Origin of the sequence: Roseateles saccharophilus (assembly GCF_004342485.1) — a bacterium.
Taxonomy (GTDB): domain Bacteria; phylum Pseudomonadota; class Gammaproteobacteria; order Burkholderiales; family Burkholderiaceae_C; genus Pelomonas; species Pelomonas saccharophila.
In genome coordinates this window covers 43,748-59,631 of the sequence record NZ_SMBU01000001.1, presented here as the reverse complement: position 1 = coordinate 59,631, position 15,884 = coordinate 43,748, and the positions used below count along the sequence as shown (strand labels likewise).

Sequence of the window (15,884 nt, the reverse complement as noted above, 5' to 3'; positions counted from 1 at the left end):
CGCCATTTTTCTCGCCAAGTCTTTCCCGTCCCGCCCCGACCGAACGATGCCCCTCTTCACCGACGTTCTCATCATCGGCGCCGGCCCCGCCGGCAGCGCCTGCGCGCGCGTGCTGGCCCGCGCGGGCGTCGACGTGCTGCTCGTCGACCAGCACCCGCCCGGCCGCGACAAGACCTGCGGCGACGGGCTGATCCCCGATGCGCACAAGGCGCTGGCGCGCCTGGGCCTGCTGGACGAGGTCATGCGCCTGGCCCAGCCCGTGGCCCATGTCGGCTGCATCGGGCCGCGCGGCGGGCGCATCGACGTGCCGGGCGCGCTGGCCGTGCTGCCGCGGCGCGAGCTGGACGCGCTGCTGCTGCAGGCGGCCCGGGACGCGGGAGCGCGCTTCGAGCAGGCCCGCTTCGAAGCGCCGCTGGAGTCCGACGACCGGGTGACGGGTGCGCGGCTGAAGCATGGCGACGAGACCATCGAGGTTGCTGCTCGCTGGGTCGTGCTGGCGACCGGCGCCGTGCCCAAGGCGCTGACGGCCGCCGGCATGTGCGAGCGCCACACGCCCAGCGGCGTGGCCCTGCGCGGCTATGTGAAGGCGCCGCAGATGGTGGGCAGGATCAAGGCGCTGGAAGTCGTCTGGGACAAGGCCGTGCGGCCCGGCTATGGCTGGATCTTCCCGGCGCCGGACGGCCACTTCAACATCGGTGTCGGTGTGACGGACTCGCACCGCGACCTGGGCGGCGGCAAGGGCCGCAAGAAGGACGTCAACCTGCGCGCGATCTTCGACGCCTTCGTCGCCAAGTACGAGCCGGCGGCGGAACTGATGCGCGTCGGCGAACTGGTCGGCGAGCTCAAGGGCGCGCCGCTGCGTTGCACGCTGACCGGCGCGAAGTGGACGCGGCCCGGCCTCATCGTCACCGGCGAGGCGGCCGGCAGCACCTATTCCTTCACCGGCGAAGGCATAGGCAAGGCGATGGAGACCGGCATGCTGGCGGCCGACGCCATCCTGGCCCATCGCGAAGACGACACGGCAGCGCGGGCGGCCTACGAGGTCGGCCTGACGGCGCTCAAGCCCAAGTTCGACCTGTACGAACGTGCCAACCGCGTCAACGCCCACCCCTGGCTGGCCGACCTGCTGATCTGGCGCGCGAAGAAGAGCCCGCGGCTGCTTCAGCGCATGAGCGGCGTACTCAACGAGACCAGCAACCCTGGCAACCTCGTCAGCGTGAAGGGTCTCAGCCGGCTCTTCTTCGAGTAGCCCTGATCAGTTGGGGACAGCGCGTGGCGCTGCGTGCCAGGGTCTGTCCCGCAAGGTCATCAGACCCGTTCGATGACCAGCGCGATGCCCTGCCCCACGCCGATGCACATCGTGCACAGCGCGTAGCGGCCACCGCTCACTTCGAGCTGGTTGAGCGCCGTCGTCGCCAGCCGCGCGCCGCTGGCGCCCAGCGGGTGGCCCAGCGCGATCGCGCCGCCGTTGGGGTTCACGCGGGCGTCGTCGTCCGCCAGGCCCAGGTCGCGCAGCACGGCCAGGCCCTGGGCCGCGAAGGCCTCGTTCAGCTCGATGACGTCCATCTGCGCGAGGCTCAGGCCCGTCAGCGCCAGCACCTTGCGCGTGGCCGGCGCGGGGCCGATGCCCATGATGCGCGGCGCGACGCCGGCCGTGGCCATGCCGACGACACGGGCGCGCGGCTTCAGGCCCTGGCGTGCGGCCTCGGCCTCGCTGGCGATCAGCAGCGCGCAGGCGCCGTCGTTGACGCCGCTGGCATTGCCGGCCGTCACGCTGCCGTCCGGCTTGACGACACCCTTCAATTTGGCGAGCGCCTCCAGGCTGGTCGCGCGCGGATGCTCGTCCAGCAGCACGCGCAGCGGCTCGCCCTTCTTCTGCGGCACCTCGACGGGCACGATCTCGCGCTCGAAGAAGCCGCGCTGCTGCGCCGCGATGGCCTTGGTCTGCGAGGCCAGCGCCATGCGGTCCTGGGCCTCGCGTGCTATGCCGAAATCCTGGGCCACGTTCTCGGCCGTCTCGGGCATGGAGTCCACGCCGTGCTGGGCCTTCATCTGCTTGTTGATGAAGCGCCAGCCGATGGTGGTGTCGTAGACGGCATTCGCGCGGCTGAAGGCCGATTCGGCCTTGGGCATCACGAAGGGTGCGCGGCTCATGCTCTCGACGCCGCCGGCGATCATCAGCCCGGCCTCGCCGGCGCGGATGGCGCGCGCGGCCGTGCCGATGGCATCCAGGCCCGAGCCGCACAGGCGGTTCACCGTGCTGCCGGGCACGTCCACAGGCAGGCCGGCCAGCAGCGCGGCCATGCGGGCGACATTGCGGTTGTCCTCGCCGGCCTGGTTGGCGCAGCCGTAGATGACGTCGGCCACGGCAGCCCAGTCGACATTCGCGTTGCGCGCCATCAGCGCCTTGATCGGCAGGGCCGCGAGGTCGTCGGTGCGGATGGAGGACAGCGCGCCGCCATAACGGCCGAAGGGCGTGCGAATCGCGTCGCAGATGAAGGCTTGGGTCATTTCAGATAGGGGCTGACGCGATAGCGCTCGCCGCGATAGTGGGAATCGAGTCGGTCGAGCAGCGCGACGACGGCGCCGCGCTCCCAGCGCGCCAGCCACTCGAAGGGGCCGGCGGGGTAGTTGACGCCCAGCTTCATCGCCGCGTCGGCGCCGGCCTCGTCGCAGACGCCTTGTTGCACGGCGTCGGCGGCCTCGTTGATCAGCATCGCGATGGTGCGCGCAACGACCAGGCCGGGTACATCGACCATTTCTCGAGGCGCGAAACCCAAGACCGACAGCCAGCCAACAGGGTCCGAGAAATTACCCGACTTGGCATAGGCCAAGTCCTTGGCCTCACCCAGCGGCAGGTCGAATACCACCACCGGCGCTCGAAACTCTCTTTCGGCGGCAATCGCGCGCGCCGTGCGGCCATCGGTCAGACGAATCTGGGCAAGGTCCGCCTCCATGCCGACCCAGTCACTGGCGTCATCGCATTCAGCTTCCGGCAAGGCCGCACGGAACCGCTCGGCCACAGGGCCGCGGCCATGCACAACCAGGCGCTTCGCCTCGGGTCGGGGATAGCTGGGCGTTGGCAGCGCCGGCGCACCCTCCGGATAGCGGTAGAACCCCCGCCCGCTCTTGCGGCCCAGATAGCCAGCATCCACCAGCTCCTGCTGCACCAGCGACGGCGTGAAGCGGCGGTCATAAAAGTTGGCCGCGAACACCGAGTTCGTCACCGCGAAATTGGTGTCGTGGCCGATCAGGTCCATCAGCTCGCAGGGGCCCATGCGAAAGCCGGCCGCGCGCAGACAGGCATCGATGAGTTCGGGCCGCGCAGCCCGATCCTGCAGCAGCATCAGCGCCTCGGCGTAGTAGGGCCGGGCAATGCGGTTGACGATGAAGCCGGGCGTCGAGCGCGTGTGCACCGGCGTCTTGCCCCAGCGGCCCGCTAGCTCGAAGACGGCCTGGGCCACTACGGGGTCGGTGCCCAGGCCCGACACCACCTCGACCAGCTTCATCAGCGGCACCGGGTTGAAGAAGTGCATGCCGACCAGCCGCCCGGGCCTCTTCATGCCGCGCGCCAGCGCCGTCACCGAGATCGACGAGGTGTTGGTCGCGATGACGGCCGCGTCCGGCAGCAGCGCCTCCAGCTCCGCGAACAGCGCGCGCTTCACGTCCAGGTTCTCGACAATGGCCTCGATAACGAGGTCGGCAGCCACCAGCGTGTCGACCGGCGTGATGCGCGCCAGCGCCGCGCTCGCGGCATCGGGAGTCAGCCGGCCCTTGGCGACGAGGCCGTCCAGCGTGGCCGCGAGCTTGGCCTTGGCGGCCTCTGCGCTGCCTGCGCGGTTGTCGTACAGCGTCACGGCATGGCCGGCCTGGGCGGCGACCTGGGCGATGCCGGCGCCCATCAGGCCGGCGCCGACGACGAGGATGCGGGCGTCTTGCAGATTCATTCGGAGTCCGGGGTCCAGTTGGGCTTGCGCTTGGCCAAAAAGGCCGCGAAACCCTCGCGGGCCTCGGGCGTCCTGCGCACGCGGGCTATTGCTCCGGCGGTCAGCTCGCGAACGTCCGCCGTGACGGGGCCGACCGCGAAGCGCGCGTAGAGCTGCTTGATCTCGGCCTGGGCATGCGGGCCGCAGGCGAGCAGGTCCGCAGTGAAGGCGTCGATGGCCGCGTCCAGCCCTTCGGCCGGCACGACGCGCTGCACGAGGCCGACGCGCAGCGCCTCGTCGGCGCCTATGCGAGTGGCCGTCAACGCCAGGCGGCGCGCCTCGCGCAGACCCACGGCGTTGACGAGATGCGGCCCGATGACGGCCGGCAGGATGCCCATGCGGGCCTCGCTGACGGAGAAGCTGGCCGAGTCGGCCGCGACGGCCATGTCGCAGGCGCACACCAGGCCCACGCCACCGCCCAGCGCCGCGCCCTGCACGCGGGCCAGCGTCGGCTTCGGGCATGCGGCGATGCGCGCCAGCATGGCCGAGAAGCGGCGCGCGTCGGCGAGGTTGTCGTCCTGCGAGGCCGCGGCGGCGCGCTGCATCCACTGCAGGTCGGCGCCGGCGCTGAAATGCTTGCCGCCGCCGGCCAGCACGATGGCGCGCACGGCCGCGTCATCGCCCAACAGCGCGAACGCCGCATCCAGCTCTTCGATCAGCGTCTCGTCGAAGGCATTGAAGACGGCCGGCCGGTTCATCGTCAGCACGGCGACGCCGTTGCTTCTACGTTCGAGATCGAGCGAGGTCCAGGAAGGCATCCCGGCATTCTGCACTTTTCCCGACCGATCGGTCGACTGAGCCATTCATACGCCCCAATCGACCCTTCGCCGCACGCCACCCCCCGCTGCGCGGGCCCCGCCTAGACTCGCCCGCCATGCCATCCCTGCTCGACTCCCTGCACTGCCGCCAATGGGTCTACCCCGGGCCGATGCGTGTCTTCACACCCGCCGAGATGGCGCGGGCCGGCATGCAGCCCTGGCCGCTGGCGGTGGACAGCTATGTGGCGATCAATCTGCTGGTGCTGCTGCCGGCGGTGGTGGTCACCAGCGAGGACGCCGACTGGACCCGACCCGTGCTGTGGTGGGGGCTGTGGTGCGCGCTCGCGGTGGCGGCGCTGCTGGTTGCACGCTCGCTGTGGCGCCAGCCCACGCGGGCACGGCTGAACCTGTACTGCTACGGGACGGCGCTGGCCATAGCGGCCATCGCCGTGCTGTTGATGAAGAACGGCTACCGAGACCAGGTGAAGAACGAGAACATCGCCCTGGTGGCCGCCATGACCGGCGTGCTCAGCGCCTGGTGGATGCTGACGCTGTTCCGGGTGCAGCAGATCGAGGCCAGGCTGCGGGAGCTGCACGACCAGGACGCCGCGCTGCGCCTGTCCACCCGCCTGGCCGCGGCGCAGATCCAGCCCCATTTCCTGTTCAACACGCTGGCCTCGCTGCAGCACTGGGTGGACACGCGGGACGAGCGCGCCGCGCCGCTGCTGCGCGACTTCACGGCCTATCTGCGCGCCACGCTGCCGATGTTCGAACGCGAGCTGCAGCCGCTGGCCGACGAGGTCGAGATGGTGAGGCGCTACCTGGCCATCATGCAGGCGCGGCTCGGGCCGCGGCTGGGCTTCGCCATCAACGTGCCGGCCGGCGTCACGGCCGAGCTGCCGCCGGGTGTCGTGCTGACGCTGGTGGAGAACGCGATTGCCCACGGCATCGAGCCCCAACTGCGCGGCGGCCACATCGAAATCGCCGCGCGCCACGACGGCGCGCACCTGGTGCTGACGGTGCGCGACGACGGCCCCGGCCTCGCGCCCGGCTGGACCGAGGGCGTGGGCCTGTCCAACACCCGCCGCCGCCTGCTGCAGGCCTTCTCCGCCGCCACGCTGATCCTGGCCGACGCCCACCCCGGCTGCATCGCCACGCTGACCGCATGAACCCCATCACCGCCCTGATCGCCGACGACGAGGAAGCCCCCCGCGAGCAGCTGCGCGCCGCGCTCGGCCGCCTGTGGCCGGAGCTGCACATCGTCTCCGCCAGCACCAATGGCGCCGAAGCCTGGGACGACTGCCTCGCCCTCGAGCCGGCCATCGCCTTCCTCGACATCCGCATGCCCGGACTGACAGGCCTGGAAGTCGCGCGCCGGTTGTCGGTCCTGGCCGCGCCGCCGCTGATCGTCTTCGTGACGGCCTTCGACGACCACGCGCTGGCCGCCTTCGACGCCGGTGCCATCGACTATGTGCTCAAGCCGGTCGACGACGCCCGCCTGGCCCAGTCCCTCGCGCGCCTGCGCACCCGGCTGACCCAGCCTGCCCCCGACACGACGGCCCTGCAGCGCCTGCTCGCCAGCCTCGCGCCGGCCAAGCCGGCGCCGCGCCCCATCCAGGCCGGCGTCGGCCGCGAGGTGCACCTGATCCCGCCCGACGAGATCGTCTACTTCGAGGCCGACCAACGCTACACCCGCGTCGTCCACCAGGGCGGCGACGCGCTGATCCGCACGCCGCTGCGCGAGCTGCTGACCCAGCTCGACCCCGAGCAGTTCTGGCAGATCCACCGCAGCGTGTTGGTCAACAGCCGCTGCATCGCGCGCGCCATTCGCGTGGACGAGGGCACGATGGTCGTCACGCTGCGCGGGCGCGACGAGAAGCTGCCGGTGTCGCGCCAGTTCCAGGTGCTTTTCAAAGGCCAGTGATCCGGCGCGGCCGAGCCGGTTCCGGGCAAACCCGGCCCGCAACCCGGGGGTGAGGCAAGACGGTGTGACAGGCCGCTTTCACAATCGCCGCCTGCCCTGTCAACCCCAAGTCTTGGGAGCGCCCCGAGGCTTAGTCGCCATGCCCAGCCCCCTGCCCACGCCGCGCTTCGACCACTTCTACCGCCACGAGGAGCTGACGGCCCTGCTCTTCGCCTACGCCGAGGCGCGCCCCAACCTCGTGTCGGTGCGCTCCATCGGCAAGAGTTATGAAGGCCGCGACATCTGGGTCGTCGTCGTGACGAATCTCGCCAGCGGCATGGACATCGACAAGCCGGCGCTCTGGCTGGACGGCAACATCCACGCGGCCGAGCTGACCGCGTCCACCACCTGCCTCTACTACCTGCACCGGCTGCTCGACCTGCACGGCGGCACGTCCGCCGAGGCCGCCCAGGTCAACCGCCTGCTGGACACGCGCACCGTCTACCTCGTGCCGCGCCTGAACCCCGACGGCGCCGAGCTGGCGCTGGCCGACCGGCCGCGCCACATCCGCAGCTCGACCCGCCCCTACCCCTACACCGAGGAGCCGGTCGACGGCCTGAGCATCGAGGACATCGACGGCGACGGCCGCATCCTGACGATGCGCGTGCCCGACCCGCACGGCGGCTACAAGAAGCACGCGGCAGACCCACGGCTGATGGTGGCCCGCGAACCCGGCGAGCACGGCGGCGACTACTACCGCCTGATCCCCGAGGGCTTCGTGAAGAACCACGACGGCCTGACCGTCAATGTCAATGCCGACCGCGAAGGCCTGGACCTGAACCGCAACTTCCCCGGCGAATGGCGCCAGGAGTTCCAGCAGCTCGGCGCCGGCCCCTACCCGACCAGCGAGCCCGAGGTGCGCGCGATGGTCGACTTCATCACCCAGCATCCCAACATCGGTGCGGCCATCAGCTTCCACACCCACAGCGGCGTCATCCTGCGCCCCTGCGGCACGCGCAGCGACAAGGACATGACGCCCGAGGACCTGTGGCTGTTCCAGCAGTTCTCGGCCCTGGGCGAGAAACACACCGGCTATCCCGCAGTCAGCATCTACGAGGAATTCCGCTACCACCCCAAGGACGTCATCACGGGCACGCAGGACTGGGTCTACGAGCATCTGGGCGCGCTGTTCTGGGTCGTCGAGCTGTGGTCGCCGAACAAGGAGGCCGGCGTCGAGGCCGAGAAATGGATCGACTGGTACCGCGAGCACCCGGTCGAGGACGACCTCAAGCTGCTGAAATGGAGCGACGAGCACTGCGAGGGCAAGGCTCATGTCGACTGGACGCCCTTCCAGCATCCGCAGTTGGGCGCCGTGGAGATCGGCGGCTGGGACAAGATGAACTACTGGCGCAACCCGCCGCCTCGGCTCCGCGAGCGCGAGGCCGCGCGCTTCCCGGCCTGGCTGACCCAGGTCGCAATGAGCCTGCCCCAGCTGGAGCTGATCCGCACCGAGGTGCGGGCGCTGGGCCCCGACATGTGGCGCGTGCGCCTGGCCGTCGCCAATGCCGGCTACCTGCCGGCCTATGTCACGCAGCGGGCGCTGGAGCGCAAGACCGTGCGCGGCCTGATGTTCGAGATCCACATGCCCTCGGGCGACCCGGGCATCAGCCTCGTCAGCGGCAAGGAGCGCATGGAAGGCCCGCAGCTCGAGGGCCACGCGCCCAAGCAGAGCCAGCTCGCCTTCCTGCCCAACAAGCAACCCACGGGCGACCGCGCGGTGGCCGAATGGGTGGTGCGCGCGCCCGTGGGCACGCGGCTGGCGCTGAGCGCGAGCGCGGAGCGGGCTGGTGTCGTGAGGACCGAAGTGGTGCTGGACTGAGGCCGGATCGAGCACGGCGCCTGCGCTCTGTGCGAAGCCTGCCGAAGGCCCGCACCCCGCGGGGGAAGGGCATGGACCGCCGAGGGCCTTGCATGTGACGGGCCCGGCCGATCCCTCGGCCCGGCGTCACGCGCAAGGAGCTCGTACTGGGCGGCCGGCTTGACGGCACGCGGCACGGCACGTTCGGCATGCTTTCCACACGCCCGTTGCCGATCTTCTCTGCGAGGTCATCCGACCCGAATACCCCTGTATTCCGTCATCGAGAGCGCTCGCCGGGTTCAGGTCACTTGGACAGGCTATCCGGGCGGACGGGTGGCATCGGTCCCGGCGGTCCTTGGCGCCAAATGGGCTTCAACCTAGGCCCCCCCCGAAAACCGTCGACTGCGAACAACAAGTTTGGATACATCCGGGCGTCGAATTACAAAGTTTTGTGAACTCGCGTCGCGCCTTCATGAATCTTTGGTGCGTCGGGTGTCAAAACCATCAGTCACACATGACACCCTAAGCAGGATTTCAATAAATCTTGTGCCGGCTGGCGGGGCCTTCTCGACACGATGCGCGCCCGACGCGCGACGCTCATCTGAACAGTTATTGCAATCCGAAAAATCCCCTAGCACATGCCCTGAGGCCTGGCCCGGTACGGTTCGGAGCGGCACCACGAGTTGCCACCCTTCACTGCGCCCGCGCGTCTTACCGACCGTGGGCCCACCCGTTGAACCGCAATACTGGGAAATACGATGAGTCCACGAACCCTCACGCAGCATTCGCTTCCTCTTCACGCTCGCCACGAGCTTTCCGTCCTTAGCAGCCACGTCAAGTTGGCCCTCGTCAGCATGCTCGCCGCCGTCGGCGGCAGCAGCTACGCACAGCAGCAGTCCGAGACGCAGTTGGATCGCGTCGTCGTGACCGGATCCATGATCCCGCGCACCATGTCGGAGACGACGGAGGCCATGACCGTCATCAAGGCCGAAAGCCTCAAGGACATGGGCATCACGACCGTCGAGCAAGCGCTTGCACTGGTCTCGTCCAACCAGCCCGGAGTCATCACGGCGAGTGCCGTGTCCTCCTGGGGCACCGGTGGCGGGTCGTTCGCGAGCCTGCGTGGCCTGGGCGCATCCAAGACCCTGGTGCTGCTGGATGGTCAGCGCCTGGCGAACAACGTCGTGCTCGGCAGCGCGGTAGATCTGAACGGCATCCCGTTTGCCGCTATCGAGCGGATCGAAATCGTGCGCGAAGGCGCGTCGTCGGTCTATGGCACGGACGCGATGGCCGGCGTGATCAACTTCATCACCAAGAAGAGTTTGCAGGGCGGCCAGCTCAACGTGAATGGCTCAAGGTCGCAAGGCGGCGGAGGCAACACTGCGGGCGGCGATATTGCATGGGGCACGGGCAGCTTGGACAAGGACGGCTACAACCTGCTCGTCACGGCCAACTACAGCAAGATCAACGAAATGAAGGCGTCGCAGCGCTCGTTTGCGGCGACCGGCTGGTACCCGTCGAAGGGCCTCTCGAACCAGAACGGTCCGATGGGGACCTTCCCTGGCAGCTACACGGATGCCAACGGCAACATCTTCCAGGTCGGGTATCCGGCCTGCGCGGGCAATCCTTATCTCACCAAGGACCAAGGCAACTGTGCCTATCTCTACTCTGCCGCCGTGGACCTGATCCCGCCGCAGACGATGTGGTCCGGCATGGTGTCGTTCACGAAGGCACTACCGGGCGACCATACGCTGAACCTTCAGTATTTCTACGCGAGCTCCAAGGTCTCGAACTGGGGGGGGCCACAGACCTATTCGTTCACGATGACGCCGGCCACCAACCCGACGTATTTTCCGACGTTGGCCAATTCCACCTACGTCACCGGCAACGGCGCGGCGCCGCCCGATCTGGTCGACCCCATCACCGTCGGCTGGACGGACCCGAACAACAACCGCTACCAGGGCGACAACAACACCGAGCAGCGCTTCGTTGCGAGCCTCAAGGGCACGGTCAAGGGGTGGGACTATTCGGCGGCCGCCAATTACAGCGTTAACAACAACGCATTGCTCGTCACCGGTGGCTATGCCGACTACAACAAGCTCGCGCCCGGTGGCATCCTCAGTGATTCGATCAATCCGTTTGGCCCCTTGTCGGCGCAGGGCCAGGCACTGATTGACGGCTCGTACCTGAACGGAAAGCTGGCCTCCGGCAAGCTGTCGCTCTGGGACGTCAACCTCCAGGCCAGCCGCGAGGTTGGTGATCTCTTTGGTTCCGGCAAACAGGCGACGCTGGCCTTGGGCGTCGATGCCCGCCAGGAGAAGATCGGCTTCAATCCCACTGACCTGGCGACGACGCTTTACAACGCGACCTACTACCCGCCTGCTGTCGTGACTGGAAGTCGCAATTCGCAGGCCATCTACGCCGAATTCGACATGCCTTTGACCAAGGAGTGGGACTTGACCCTCTCCGATCGGCATGATCGGTACAGCGATTTCGGCAATACCAACAACGCCAAACTTTCGGCCCTTTATCAACCGTCGAAGCTGGTCAGTTTCCGAGCCGCTGCGCTGACCGGCTTCCGAGCGCCTTCGTTGGTTGACCTGTTCTCGCCGCAGGTTCTTGGTGCCGCTGCCGGCAGCATGACGGGGCCCGGCTGCGCTTCTGGCAACTACGACGCCATCTTCACGCAGGCCAACTGCGCCGCGCAGGGCATGGCGCTCTCCGGCGGCAATCCGAACCTCAAGCCCGAGAAGTCGACCAACTACAGCTTCGGCATCATCCTGGCGCCGGTGGCGGATCTGGGCATCACGCTCGACCTCTTCCACATCAAGATCAGCAACGAGATCCAGTCGATTCCGGATACGGTGATCTATGCCAATCCGGGGCAGTTCTCCAGCCTCTACAAGCTGAACAACCTCGGATCGCTCACGCAGGCACCGGTGGCGAACACCTCCTGCCCGAACGGGCCGAGTTCGCCAACGTGCGGCTATGTGATCCAGACTGTCCAAAACACCGGCGGGATCATCACCAGCGGCGCAGACCTGAGCGCGAACTACCAAATGCGGACTGCGGTCGGCAAGTTCCGCTTTGGCCTGGAAGGCACTTGGACGAGGAGCTACTTGCTCCAAGAGTATGCAGGTGGTCAGTGGCTGAATCTGCTGGGCCAGTTCAACGGCGGCAATCAACCCGCCATCCGATGGCAGCATCAGCTGTCGGTCGACTGGACCAATGGCGACTGGGGTGCAGGCCTGACGAACCACTACACGGCCTCTTACGCCGACGAGTTCAAGGATGCCGCAAATCAGACCATCCGGGTCGGCTCGTATGCCGTCTGGGGGGCCTACGCATCCTGGAAGCCGATGCCGGCGATGAAGTTGCTGGTGGGCGTGCGCAACCTGCTCAACACCAATCCTCCGTTCTCGAACCAGACTCAGAATTGGCAGTCGGGCTACAACCCCGTCTTCTCCGACCCGACCGGTCGCGCCTGGTACCTGCGGGCCACCTACGACTTCTGAGAGGTCTTGTCTGCGGAGGCGCTTCTGCAGCCTCTTGCAGTGGGGCAGGCCGTCCGCCACGGGCGGCATGCCCAGCATACGGGCCATCGGGTCGCGCCGCGCGCGCGTGATGACGGCCTCGCGCCGGATTTCGTCAGATCAGCAGCCGGGCGGGTCATACCTCCCGGCGGTTTGATCGCGAATCTCCCGGCACCGAGGCATCCTCACCCCTTCGCATTGAAGAGGCTCGCCATCCATCGACCCGAATCATTGAAATGGCTGGCCATTCCGATGTCGGACCCGACGCTCCGGGGAGCTTTCCCCACCGTTCCATATCGCCTGCGAGCAACGGGACCCTATCAGCCGACGGGCCGCTCGCTCTCCTGCGCGGCCAGCAGCGCCTCGCGCCACAGCCGCGCCGGGATGAAGGTGCGCAACTGCTCCATGGCCTTGTCGATCAGCGCCGGGTGCAGGCCATGGTCGATATGGGGCAGCAGGTCGGCGGTCACGTCGGCGCCCAGGTCGACCAGGGCTTGCGCCGCGTCGACCACGTGGTGGTAGGGGAAGCGGCGATCCTCCAGGCCGTGCAGCAGGTGCACACAGACATCCTGGGGCGCCACTTCGGGCCGGGCCAGGTAGCCGCCGGCAAAGGCCAGCACGCGGCCGACCAGGGCCGGCTCGGCCTGCACGGCCTCCAGCGCCAGCAGGGCGCCGTCGCCCACGCCGGCCAGGGCAACGCGCTGCCAGGGCAGGTCGAGCTTGCGGGCCTCCAGGCGCAGACGGTCCAGCAGATGGGGCAAAGCCGCCGTCACGCCGCCCGGGCTGGGCTCGGCATCCAGCCACCAGCGGCAGCGGCCTTCGACGTCGCGCAGCGGCGGATGCACGGTCAGCGCCATGGCCTTGGGGTATTGGCCCTGCAGAGCGGCGGCCAGCGGCGCCAGCGTGTCGGGGCCATCGGGCGCGATGCCGCTGTCGGGCAGCAGCACGAAGAGCAGATCGGCGGGCCCGGTTTCGGGAGAGGACGTCATGGCGGAATTGTGAGCCGTCCGGGCTATCCTGAGGCGCTTTCCCCCACCGAGGCCCCTTCCCGATGGACCTGAACGTGAACGGCCAGACCCTGGCCCTGCCCGAGATCGCAAGCGACCCCGCGATGCCGTTGCTGTGGGCGCTGCGCGATGGCCTGAACCTGACCGGCACCAAGTTCGGCTGCGGCATCGCCGCCTGCGGCGCCTGCACCGTGCATGTCGACGGCCAGGCAGTGCGCTCCTGCGTGACGCCGCTCGGCAGCGTGCAGGGCAAGGCCCTCACGACAATTGAAGGCCTGGGCAGCAAGGAGCATCCGCACGCCGTGCAGCTCGCCTGGCTGGCCGAGCAGGTGCCGCAGTGCGGCTATTGCCAGAGCGGCATGCTGATGGCAGCCGCCGCACTGCTGGCGAAGAACGGCAACCCGAGCGACGCCGACATCGACGCCGCGATGACCAACCTCTGCCGCTGCGGCAGCTACCCGCGCGTGCGGGCGGCCATCAAGCAGGCGGCCAAGGGGGTCAAGGCATGAAGCGCCGCACGATGCTGCTCAGCGGCCTGGGCGCGGCCGGCGCGCTGATCGTCGGCTGGGGCGCGCTGCCGCCGCGCTCGCGCCTCGGAAGCAAGGAGCTGCTGCCGCCGGTCGAGGGCGAGGTGGCGCTGAACGGCTGGATCAAGATCGCCGCGGACGGCGGCGTCGTGCTGGTGATGAACCGCAGCGAGATGGGCCAGGGCGTGCACACGGCGCTGGCCCAGCTGGTGGCCGAGGAGCTGGACCTGCCGCTGGCACGCTTGCGCCTGACGGGTGCCGGCGACGACGCCATCTACGGCAACGTGGCCGCGCTGGTGGGCAACATGCCCTTCGGCCCGCGCGACCACGACAAGCCAAGCTACAAGCTGTCGGCCTGGGTGACGGCCAAGGTGGCGCGCGAGCTGGGGCTCAACCTCACGGGCGGCTCCTCGTCCACGGCCGATGCCTGGGAGCCGCTGCGCCTGGCCGCGGCCACGGCACGCGCCCAGTTGCTGGCGGCCGCGGCGCTGAAGCACAAGCTGCCGGTGGCCGAGCTGGGCGTCAAGGCCGGCATCGTCCAGCACGCGGGCGGCGCCCTCGGCCACTACGGCGAGTTCGCTGCCCAGGCCGCGCAGACCTCACCGGGCGAGGTGAGGCTGAAGACGCCGCAGCAATGGACGCAGATCGGCCAGGCCCGGCCGCGCCTGGACCTGGCCGCCAAGGTGGACGGCAGCGCGCGCTTCGGACTGGACGTGCGCCAGCCGGGCCAGCTGTTCGCCGCCATCCGCCACTGCCCCGTGCTGGGCGGCGGCCTCGGGCCGGCCCATGTCGACGCGGTGCTCGCGCGCCCCGGCGTGCTGCGCGTCGTGGCTCTCGGCCCGGTGGCCGGCTCCACGGCGGCCTACGCCGTCGTCGCGCGCACGACCTGGCATGCGCTGGAGGCGGCCAAGGCGCTGGACGTGGCCTGGCAGGCGCCGCCCGACGGCGCCGTGGACACTGCCAGCATCCATGCCGAGCTGGAGCGCCGCGCCCGCGAGGCCGATGCCGCCGGCGCGGGCTTCGCCTTCCTCGACCAGGGCGACGCGAAGCGGGCGCTGGCGCAGGCCACGCAGCGCGTCGAGGCGGTCTACAGCGCGCCCTACCTCGCCCACGTGACGATGGAGCCGCAGAACTGCACGGCCCAGGTCAAGGACGGCCGCGTCAGCGTCTGGGCGCCGACCCAGGTGCCCGGCCTGGCCCGCGAGCTGGCCGCGCGCGTGGCCGGCGTGCCGTTGGAGGCGGTGGAGTTGCAGGTGACCTATCTCGGCGGCGGCTTCGGCCGGCGCCTGGACATCGACTTCGTCGGCCAGGCCGTGCGCGTCGCGATGGACTGCGGCGGCGCGCCGGTGCAGCTGGTCTGGTCGCGCGAGGAGGACACGACGCACGACTTCTACCGCCCCGCCGAAGTGGCCGTGCTGCGCGGCGGCGTGGACGCGACCGGCGTCACCGCCCTGTCCATCACCGGCGCGGGCGATGCCCTCGGGCCGCGCTGGCTGCAACGCATCGCGCCGGGCCGCGCGCCCTGGCTGGACCTGATCACCCGCAACGCCTTCCCCGACGGCCGCGCGCTGGCCGCGCTGACCGCGCCCGGCGACGCGCCGGACAAGCCTGCCTCGGAAGGCCTGTTCGACCTGCCCTATGCCATCCCGAATGCGCGCGTGACCCATGTCCCGACGCACAGCGGCGTCCCGGTCGGCAACTGGCGCTCGGTGGGCCACTCCCACCACGCCTTCTTCCGCGAGAGCTTCATCGACGAGTTGGCCCACGCCGCCCACATCGACCCCGCGACGCTGCGCCTGAAGCTGCTCGACGGCCTGCCGCGCCACCAGGCGGTGCTCAAGCGCGTGCTTGAGGCCTCGGGCTGGGGCGGCCCGCTGCCCGAGGGCACGGCCCGCGGCCTGGCCCTGCACGAGAGCTTCGGCAGCGTTGTCGCCCATGTCGTGGAGGTTGTCGCCGAGCAGGGCCAGCCGCGCGTGAAGCGCGTCGTCTGCGCGATCGACTGCGGCACCGTCGTCAACCCGGGCATCGTCGTGCGCCAGATGGAGAGCTGCATCGTGTTCGGCCTGAGTGCGGCGCTGCGCGGGCGCATCGACATCGCCGCCGGCGTCGTGCAGCAGAAGAGCTTTCCTGACCTGGGTCTCGTGACGCTGGCCGAATGCCCGGCCATCGAGACCTTTTTCGTGCCCGGCGACGGCCCGCCCACCGGCGTCGGCGAGCCCGGCCTGCCGCCGCTGGCGCCGGCGATCGCGAACGCCTGGTTCACGCTGACCGGCGAGCGCCGGCGCAGCCTGCCGCTGATCGGCTGATGCCGC

11 protein-coding genes are annotated in these 15,884 nt (G+C 69.3%); 7 read left to right on the top strand and 4 right to left on the bottom strand.

Annotated features, from left to right (window positions below; all coding sequences use genetic code 11):
* The first annotated feature begins 46 nt into the window (after positions 1–46).
* Positions 47–1,249, top strand: a complete 1,203-nt coding sequence (locus tag EV671_RS00240) for an NAD(P)/FAD-dependent oxidoreductase (protein ID WP_132569018.1) — start codon at positions 47–49, stop codon at positions 1,247–1,249.
* A gap of 59 nt (positions 1,250–1,308) precedes the next feature.
* On the opposite strand, the gene pcaF is transcribed toward EV671_RS00240, so the two are convergent.
* Genes pcaF through EV671_RS00225 form a run of 3 tightly spaced genes read right to left on the bottom strand, consistent with a single transcriptional unit; the run spans position 1,309 to position 4,744 of the window.
* Positions 1,309–2,511, bottom strand: coding sequence for a 3-oxoadipyl-CoA thiolase (gene pcaF / locus EV671_RS00235; protein ID WP_132569017.1), 1,203 nt, complete (start codon positions 2,509–2,511; stop codon positions 1,309–1,311).
* Entirely contained in the window at positions 2,508–3,947 is a 1,440-nt protein-coding gene (locus EV671_RS00230) for a 3-hydroxyacyl-CoA dehydrogenase (protein WP_132569016.1), read from the bottom strand. The genes pcaF and EV671_RS00230 overlap by 4 nt, the downstream gene beginning before the upstream one ends.
* The gene (locus tag EV671_RS00225; RefSeq protein WP_132569015.1) at positions 3,944–4,744 is read right to left on the bottom strand and encodes an enoyl-CoA hydratase-related protein; all 801 of its coding nucleotides are present in this window, start codon (positions 4,742–4,744) and stop codon (positions 3,944–3,946) included. The genes EV671_RS00230 and EV671_RS00225 overlap by 4 nt, the downstream gene beginning before the upstream one ends.
* Before the next feature lie 116 nt (positions 4,745–4,860).
* On the opposite strand from EV671_RS00225, the gene EV671_RS00220 reads away from it, so the two are divergent.
* The 4 genes from EV671_RS00220 to EV671_RS00205 all read left to right on the top strand — a co-directional run bounded on the left by EV671_RS00220 (position 4,861) and on the right by EV671_RS00205 (position 12,020).
* Positions 4,861–5,913: a sensor histidine kinase gene (locus EV671_RS00220; RefSeq protein WP_132569014.1), complete on the top strand. Its 1,053-nt coding sequence runs from the start codon at positions 4,861–4,863 to the stop codon at positions 5,911–5,913.
* On the top strand, positions 5,910–6,668 hold the full coding sequence (locus EV671_RS00215) for a LytR/AlgR family response regulator transcription factor (protein ID WP_132569013.1): 759 nt from the start codon (positions 5,910–5,912) through the stop codon (positions 6,666–6,668). Before EV671_RS00220 ends, EV671_RS00215 begins: the two co-directional genes overlap by 4 nt.
* Positions 6,669–6,807: 139 nt before the next feature.
* Positions 6,808–8,526 (top strand): M14 family metallopeptidase, encoded by a 1,719-nt coding sequence (locus EV671_RS00210; RefSeq protein ID WP_132569012.1) that lies wholly within the window; start codon positions 6,808–6,810, stop codon positions 8,524–8,526.
* An 833-nt stretch (positions 8,527–9,359) separates the two neighbouring features.
* Positions 9,360–12,020, top strand: a complete 2,661-nt coding sequence (locus EV671_RS00205) for a TonB-dependent receptor plug domain-containing protein (protein ID WP_165917422.1) — start codon at positions 9,360–9,362, stop codon at positions 12,018–12,020.
* A gap of 338 nt (positions 12,021–12,358) precedes the next feature.
* On the opposite strand, the gene EV671_RS00200 is transcribed toward EV671_RS00205, so the two are convergent.
* Entirely contained in the window at positions 12,359–13,027 is a 669-nt protein-coding gene (locus EV671_RS00200) for an alpha/beta hydrolase family protein (RefSeq protein ID WP_132569010.1), read from the bottom strand.
* A gap of 62 nt (positions 13,028–13,089) precedes the next feature.
* Between EV671_RS00200 and EV671_RS00195 the strand changes: the two genes are divergently transcribed.
* Entirely contained in the window at positions 13,090–13,554 is a 465-nt protein-coding gene (locus EV671_RS00195) for a (2Fe-2S)-binding protein (protein ID WP_132569009.1), read from the top strand.
* Positions 13,551–15,878, top strand: coding sequence for a xanthine dehydrogenase family protein molybdopterin-binding subunit (locus tag EV671_RS00190; RefSeq protein WP_132569008.1), 2,328 nt, complete (start codon positions 13,551–13,553; stop codon positions 15,876–15,878). The genes EV671_RS00195 and EV671_RS00190 overlap by 4 nt, the downstream gene beginning before the upstream one ends.
* The last annotated feature ends 6 nt before the right edge of the window (positions 15,879–15,884 follow it).

What these genes read in the sequence shown, in the direction of transcription:
- EV671_RS00240 (WP_132569018.1), top strand. Translation starts at nt 47, where the DNA reads ATGCCCCTCTTCACCGACGTTCTCATCATCGGCGCCGGCCCCGCCGGC.
- EV671_RS00230 (WP_132569016.1), bottom strand. Translation starts at nt 3,947, where the DNA reads ATGAATCTGCAAGACGCCCGCATCCTCGTCGTCGGCGCCGGCCTGATG.
- EV671_RS00190 (WP_132569008.1), top strand. Translation starts at nt 13,551, where the DNA reads ATGAAGCGCCGCACGATGCTGCTCAGCGGCCTGGGCGCGGCCGGCGCG.
- EV671_RS00195 (WP_132569009.1), top strand. Translation starts at nt 13,090, where the DNA reads ATGGACCTGAACGTGAACGGCCAGACCCTGGCCCTGCCCGAGATCGCA.
- EV671_RS00210 (WP_132569012.1), top strand. Translation starts at nt 6,808, where the DNA reads ATGCCCAGCCCCCTGCCCACGCCGCGCTTCGACCACTTCTACCGCCAC.
- EV671_RS00205 (WP_165917422.1), top strand. Translation starts at nt 9,360, where the DNA reads ATGCTCGCCGCCGTCGGCGGCAGCAGCTACGCACAGCAGCAGTCCGAG.
- pcaF (WP_132569017.1), bottom strand. Translation starts at nt 2,511, where the DNA reads ATGACCCAAGCCTTCATCTGCGACGCGATTCGCACGCCCTTCGGCCGT.
- EV671_RS00215 (WP_132569013.1), top strand. Translation starts at nt 5,910, where the DNA reads ATGAACCCCATCACCGCCCTGATCGCCGACGACGAGGAAGCCCCCCGC.
- EV671_RS00225 (WP_132569015.1), bottom strand. Translation starts at nt 4,744, where the DNA reads ATGCCTTCCTGGACCTCGCTCGATCTCGAACGTAGAAGCAACGGCGTC.
- EV671_RS00200 (WP_132569010.1), bottom strand. Translation starts at nt 13,027, where the DNA reads ATGACGTCCTCTCCCGAAACCGGGCCCGCCGATCTGCTCTTCGTGCTG.
- EV671_RS00220 (WP_132569014.1), top strand. Translation starts at nt 4,861, where the DNA reads ATGCCATCCCTGCTCGACTCCCTGCACTGCCGCCAATGGGTCTACCCC.